Origin of the sequence: Chryseobacterium piscicola (assembly GCF_900156685.1) — a bacterium.
Lineage (GTDB): Bacteria > Bacteroidota > Bacteroidia > Flavobacteriales > Weeksellaceae > Chryseobacterium > Chryseobacterium piscicola.
Window position 1 is genome coordinate 1 of record NZ_FTOJ01000018.1, and the last position, 6,408, is coordinate 6,408.

Consider the following 6,408-nt stretch of genomic DNA (forward strand, 5'->3'; position numbering starts at 1 on the left):
GTATATTTAATGATGCTGCACATTCCCGGGATCGCCCGCAGTCAAATGTTTTTTAAGAGTTTAGAAGATTCTATTTCTGAAGATAATCCTGTTCGTTTTATTGATGCTTTTTGGGAAGATGATCATTGAAACTAAAAAATGCAAAAGGTGCTACCAAACGCCACAAAAAAAGCAGTTCTTCTAAAAAACTGCTTTGTATATCTACATTCTAAAAACGATAACTCCATAAGGTTACCCAATGGGGAGTAAAAGCCACCGAAGGTTTCGTTCAACGGGCTTTCATTGTTGGCTTTTCAAGCCCAACGAATGCTTGGTTATTAGTGGCTGTTTTTATTTCTTGTTTCTCCATTTTCTCATACCTCCATCCCAGTCTCCTGCCCATTTTAAAGGAATTGGACCTTCGTACAAATCTTTATAGAAATTTCTCCAATCCCAAGCGGAAAATCCATCATTTAGTATTAACTCAGGTATCCAAACTTTATCTTCTTTTTCATAAATCATTGACCACTTTCCTTCTCTTTTGTCAGCAATGTAGGCTTGTCCATAGTAAGCAAGAATAGAAGGAAACCAACTGTCAAAATGTTTATCGTCTGTTCCGTTCCATTTTAGGGCTTCGTCAATTAAGTCAATGCCTAAACTGTCTAAGGAAAGTTGTTCTTTATCAAAATTTAAAAGTTCTGATAATTTGTCAATAAGTTGATTGACCATTTTAGGAAAGTTTTGTCCATATGTGTCAGATAATTTTTGATAAAAATGTTCTGATGTCACTCCTTTGTCTTTGAATTCCTCGTATCTTTTTTGAGCAACTCTAACTTCATCTATATTACTGTAAACTCTTAATGTCCCAATACCTATTTTTTCTGATTTCGCTACATTTAGTTGATTGAAGTCGTCAAGCAAAATATAATAACCATTTTCAGATTTGTACAAATTTCCGTAAAAGTCAGACGCTACAAAAATTTTGCTTTCAATTAGAGTGAGTTTGTGTGTTTTTATAAGGTCTTTCTCGTATTTGGGATAAATAAGGTGGTCGCTTGGTTCATAGTCTAAAAGAGGGTCGCCACTTGCCAATTTTTTCATTAAGTATTCATCGTCATCAGAACCGTATACTTGTTCTGCTATGGTACTGTTTTCAGATGACAAGGTTTTTAAGTCTGGATAAATGGCTGCACTTTTAAAATTTTGAGATTTGTCAATAAATAAGATTTGTCCAGTATTTAGTTGATATACTTCAAAATCAAAATGCTCCGGCATTTCACTTTTTAAGTTTTTAAGTTGCTTTGGGTTTTCGACTTGAACAATATTATTGCCTTTTTCAAAGGTTAATTCAATCTTGTAAGAAATGTTTTTCTTTAAGTTCCATATTGTATTTTTTACAAACCTAATTTCTTCTAACTTATTATATTTTTCAAGATTGTCAATGAGTACAGCATTCTTGTCATAAAACTCAACAATAATACTTCCGTCTGAAAGTAAAAATGTTCTTGCTGTCCATTTTTTGCTTAGATTGTTGTCTTGTCGTCCACTAAACTGTGTCAAAAGTTGAGATTTTGCTATGCTGTCTATAAGTTTTACAGCAACTTTTGATTTGTCAAGTGTTATAATGTCCAACTTTTGTGAGAAGGAATTTAAGGTTGCCAAAGTAAATATGATTAATAGTATTTGTCTCATTATAGGGTGTCTCTGTAAAATAGCCACTAACGTCAGTCTGTGAAAAAACCTCCGTTTATTTTAATCAAAAATAGGTAAAAAATTTCAATAATTTGGTGGTGGAATTCGTATATTTAATGATGCTGCACATTCCCGGGATCGCCCGCAGTCAAATGTTTTTTAAGAGTTTAGAAGAACGGATTTTTGAAGATAATCTGGTGTGCTTTATTGGTGCTTTTGTGGAAAAGTAGCACAAGTGTTTTTGGGGAAGATGATCATTGAAACTAAAAAATGCAAAAGGTGCTACCAAACGCCACAAAAAAAGCAGTTCTTCTAAAAAACTGCTTTGTATATCTACATTCTAAAAACGACAACTCCATAAGGTTACCAACATGCTGGCAAAAAGCTACCGAAGGTTCCGTTCAACGGGCTTTCATTGTTGGCTTTGCAAGCCCAACGAAAGCTTAGTTATTAGCTGTAGTTTTTATTATTTATTAATTGTATCAATGTTTCTTTACTCGGCAATACTGTCAAATATTTACTTGCGAAAATTTGTGTATTATTTTCAGGCAATGTAAATTCTACAACAGCTTCACTTTTGTTTTGGCACAAAATTATTCCAATTGTTTTATTTTCATCTTCTAGCTTTATTTGTCTGTCATAATAGTTGACATACATTTGCATCTGCCCAATATCTTGGTGTTTTAATTCTCCGATTTTCAAATCAATAAGTACAAAACATTTTAGGATTCTGTTATAAAAAACTAAATCTACTCTAAAATGCTTGTCGTCAAAACTGATTCTATTTTGTCGGGCTACAAATGTAAAACCATTTCCTAATTCTAATAAAAAATGCTCTAACTTGTCTATTAATTTTTGTTCTAAATCACTTTCAGAATAGTTTGAATTCTCAGGCAAACCTATGAACTCCAAAATATAAGGGTCTTTTATTGCATCTTGTGGTTTCTCTATTGTTTGTCCTTTGATTGAAAGTTGTAAAATTTCACTTTTATCCTTACTTAATGTCAAACGTGTAAAAAGGGCAGAATCATATTGTCTGTTCAGTTCTCGTAAGCTCCAATTGTTTTTATATGATTCAATTTCATAAAACTTTCTTTCATTCTCATCGTCAATTCTCATCAATTTCATATAATGAGACCAACTTAAATTGAATTCCGCAGACAGTGTTTGCGTTTTTGAATAAACAGAATAAAACTGTCGAATTTGTTCTAAATTTCTTTGTGAAAATCCTTTTCCAAATTCTTTTGTTAAACGTTCAGAAAGAGATTTTATAATATGTTTACCATAATCGGCTCTTTGTTTTCCGTTTTGTTCTTCTTCAACTATCATTCTCCCAATTTCAAAGTATGTCAAAACCATTGTGTGATTCACGGTTTGTAATACTTTCGTTCTTGCAGAAATTAGTAACTCTGAAATTCTGTTAGCTAGTTGATTTGAAACAAGTTCATTCATTATATTTTGCGTCTAAATTTTGAACAAATATAATAATTTTCAAAGTCTTTAGTTTTAGCGATAATATCGGTCAAATTACGTCAGTCTGTGAAAAAACCTCCGTTTATTGTAATCAAAAATAGGTAAAAAATTTCAATACTACGGGAGTGAATTTGTATATTTAATGATGCAATACATCACTGGAATTGCCCGCAATCAAATGGTTTTTATGAGTTTAGAAGATTCGATTTCTGGTGATAATCCGGTTCGCTTTATCGATGTTTTTGTGGAGAATATCGATTTAAAAGCCTTGGGTTTTGAACTTCGAACCCCGAAAACGGAAGGAAGACCGAATTCAAGGAAAAAGATATTTCTCATTTAGTCTTGCTATTTCAACAAAAAATATTTTATCGAATTTTTCCATTACGGGATTTTAAGCAGTTCATGGAAACGGGGCAAACTTCAGGATTTGCAAAGCACTTTAAAAATCCAAATTCCGGAAGCAAAACCCAAAACGTTGCTTAAAAAATGCCGGTGTTGCAAGGAAGGAAATCTCGTGACCATCGCTCTTTTCGGACAACGAGGACCGCCACAGGATTTTCTTTTCGTAACCCGAACTTCATCTGCAAAATAACCATTGTGGGTAAGGGAAATTGTGTTCTGCCACAAAGAAAAACCGCCGAAAACTTCTTCTAAAGGCTACCAAACGCCACAAAAAAAGCAGTCCTTCTAAAAAACTGCTATTCTATCCTAAATTCTAAAAACGACAACTCCATAAGATTACCCAATGGGGAGGAAAAGCAACCGAAGGTTCCGTTCAACGGGCTTTCATTGTTGGCTTTTCAAGCCCAACGAATGCTTGGTTATTAGTGGCTGCCCTTTATTCTATTGTCTTTATTCGTTTCGCTTTTTTATTCCAAAGTATTATTCTTTGTTCCATACTTGATGTAATAATTCTATTCCCTTTTTCATTCCAAGAAACACCCCATAAGTAATCTTTGGAATTACCCTCTGAAATAAGGTTTCCTTTTGTGTCCCAAATTCTTAATGCGTCACTTGCTGATGCAAGTCTGTCGCCTTTTGTATTCCAAACCAAATTTCTATATTCCCCTTTGCTGATGTCAATGGTTTTCAAAAGTTCGCATTTTTCACTCCAATATTGAAGCAATGATTTGTCTTTTTCGTCTCCATAATCTCCTGTAACAAAAAAGTCACCCGACTTATGCCAAGCAATGCTTAATAACAAAACTTCTTCTTGTCTATGTCTTATTGATTTTAGTAAATTTCCTTCAATGTCAAAAAAGCGAATTTTGTCAGTTACTGTTGTAATAATATTTTTTTTTGGATGCCAATCAATAGCAGTTATACTCTTAGTGTTTTCATTGACAAATTTTCTGATTAATTTGCCTTTGATGTCGTATATCAAAATTTGTCCATCATTGTCGGCAATAGCTAAATAATCACCTGTGTAATTCCAATCAATTCCTCTTGCTCCGTCTGTTGAAATTCCAATTAATTCAATTTTTTCATTTGTCTCTAAATTGAAAATAAATGATTTTTCTTCTGACATTTGTGTCGTTACAGCAATAATGTTTTTTGTAGGATGCCATTTTACCCGTGTTATCGTGTTTTTTATAAGTAGCGATTTATATGGTTTTAGATTGCTTTCACTGTAAATTTTCAAACTGTCTACATTTCCACCAATTGCAATGTATTTTCCATTTGGACTCCAATCTGTTGTCCAAAGAATTTCCTTCGTTAAAGTGTTTTGAACAGTTGTCTGATTGCAAAAAACGACAATCAGAAAATTTAAAAGTGTCAATATTTTAATTCGTGTCGTCATTGTGTACGTTTTTTTTAGGGTTGCCACTAACGTCAGTCTGTGAAAAAACCTCCGTTTATTTTAATCAAAAATAGGTAAAAAATTTCAATATTTCGGGAGTGAATTCGTATATTTAATGATGTTACACGTCACTGGAATTGCCCGCAATCAAAGGGTTTTTACGAGTTTAGAAGATTCGATTTCTAAAGATAATCCGGTTCGCTTTATTGATGCTTTTGTGGAAAAGTAGCACAAGTGTTTTTGGGGAAAACGGTCGAATAAACTACAGAAGATAAGAGATGCTACCAAACGCCACAAAAAAAAGCAGTTCTTCTAAAAACTGCTTTGTATATCAAAATTCTAAAAACGACAACTCCATAAGATTACCAAGTGGGGAGGAAAAGCCACCGAAGGTTCCGTTCAACGGGCTTTACCTCAAAGTTTTATTTTATTTTTTTTTTATTTTTTTTTTTTTTTTTGGTTTCGGTGATTGTTAATTCATTTCTTGTCTTTCAGACAAAACGAAAGCTTAGTTATTAGCTGTTCGTTGTTTTTTCTTTTTTCAATTTGTCTGCTGTTATAATTCTGTTCGTATAGGAATTAATTGTCAGCATTATGTTTCTTTTTTCGTTTGTAATGTAAATATTTTTTCCTGTTTTTACAAAATCGGTTTCGTCTGTTTCAAAAATAACTGTTGTAATTAACTTTTCAATTTTGTCCTTTGATAGGTCTAATTTCAGCTTTTTATTAATTCGTCCATAAACAAGTTCTGTATAACAAATTTTGTCTAAAATCTCTTTTTTATAATTCGTCATTTTGGTTTTACGTTCTCAATTATTTGTGTTTATTGGCAAATAAATATCTATTTCTGAATTAGGTTTGTCCCAACGAAAACGATAATCATATTTTTCAAAATGTATAAAACCTGTCTTTGAGTAGTGTTCTATTGTCAGATTTGAGTTTGGTAAAATGTTTCTGTAAATGTTGTTAATTGTCTTCTTGATATTTTCCATTTTTCCTGTATGAGTAAATATTTCGTATTCGCCTTTTGGAATTTCTTTGTTTACAAAATGTTCTGGAAAAATCATTTCGTTTTGTGGAATTGTCGTCAAATAAAAATACTTTTCGTTTGTCTTAATTGTAATTCCATACTTTTCCAAATTTCCACCGTTTTGGATTAAATTATATTTTTTCAGTTCAGCATTAAACTTTTTCCAATGATTTTTTATAATCTCAAAATTGTCAGTTTGAGATTTTGTCAGTTCTGTCAAAAGTCCAAAAGTCGATATGTTTTTGTCAATAATTTTCATTCAGTTTCGGTTTTTTTACAATGAAAGCTAACTTCAGTCTGTGAAAAAACCTCCGTTTATTTTTTTATAAATTTCAAGATGTTTCCATCGGCAAATTTCAATATATAAACACCGTTCTTTAGGTTTTGAATTTCAATACTTTTCTTATCAGAGATTGTTCCTTTTGATATTTCT

Annotated in this window: 7 protein-coding genes and 1 pseudogene; 3 read left to right on the forward strand and 5 right to left on the reverse strand. The window is 32.2% G+C overall.

From position 1 onward, the window contains the following. Positions 1–330: 330 nt before the first annotated feature. Positions 331–1,671 (reverse strand): hypothetical protein, encoded by a 1,341-nt coding sequence (locus BW939_RS15445; protein WP_159439283.1) that lies wholly within the window; start codon positions 1,669–1,671, stop codon positions 331–333. Between the two features lie 270 nt (positions 1,672–1,941). Between BW939_RS15445 and BW939_RS15900 the strand changes: the two genes are divergently transcribed. After that, on the forward strand, positions 1,942–2,118 hold the full coding sequence (locus BW939_RS15900; protein ID WP_159439284.1) for a hypothetical protein: 177 nt from the start codon (positions 1,942–1,944) through the stop codon (positions 2,116–2,118). A 3-nt stretch (positions 2,119–2,121) separates the two neighbouring features. Here BW939_RS15900 and BW939_RS15450 read toward each other — a convergent pair whose 3' ends face one another. Further along, positions 2,122–3,123, reverse strand: a complete 1,002-nt coding sequence (locus tag BW939_RS15450; protein ID WP_185094338.1) for a PDDEXK nuclease domain-containing protein — start codon at positions 3,121–3,123, stop codon at positions 2,122–2,124. A gap of 208 nt (positions 3,124–3,331) precedes the next feature. Between BW939_RS15450 and BW939_RS15905 the strand changes: the two genes are divergently transcribed. Continuing rightward, complete coding sequence (locus BW939_RS15905; RefSeq protein WP_159439285.1) at positions 3,332–3,484, forward strand: hypothetical protein; 153 nt, start codon at positions 3,332–3,334, stop codon at positions 3,482–3,484. A gap of 33 nt (positions 3,485–3,517) precedes the next feature. Continuing rightward, positions 3,518–3,736: pseudogene (locus tag BW939_RS15460) on the forward strand (IS91 family transposase); the annotation flags it as partial. 246 nt (positions 3,737–3,982) lie between these two features. Here the strand turns inward: BW939_RS15460 and BW939_RS15465 are convergent. The 3 genes from BW939_RS15465 to BW939_RS15480 all read right to left on the reverse strand — a co-directional run bounded on the left by BW939_RS15465 (position 3,983) and on the right by BW939_RS15480 (position 6,234). Continuing rightward, positions 3,983–4,945, reverse strand: coding sequence for a WD40 repeat domain-containing protein (locus BW939_RS15465; protein WP_123891595.1), 963 nt, complete (start codon positions 4,943–4,945; stop codon positions 3,983–3,985). A 515-nt stretch (positions 4,946–5,460) separates the two neighbouring features. Further along, on the reverse strand, positions 5,461–5,739 hold the full coding sequence (locus tag BW939_RS15475; RefSeq protein ID WP_076452915.1) for a DUF3781 domain-containing protein: 279 nt from the start codon (positions 5,737–5,739) through the stop codon (positions 5,461–5,463). 15 nt (positions 5,740–5,754) lie between these two features. After that, a complete protein-coding gene (locus BW939_RS15480; protein WP_076452916.1) occupies positions 5,755–6,234 on the reverse strand; it encodes a GyrI-like domain-containing protein in 480 nt (159 codons plus the stop codon). Between the last annotated feature and the right edge of the window lie 174 nt (positions 6,235–6,408).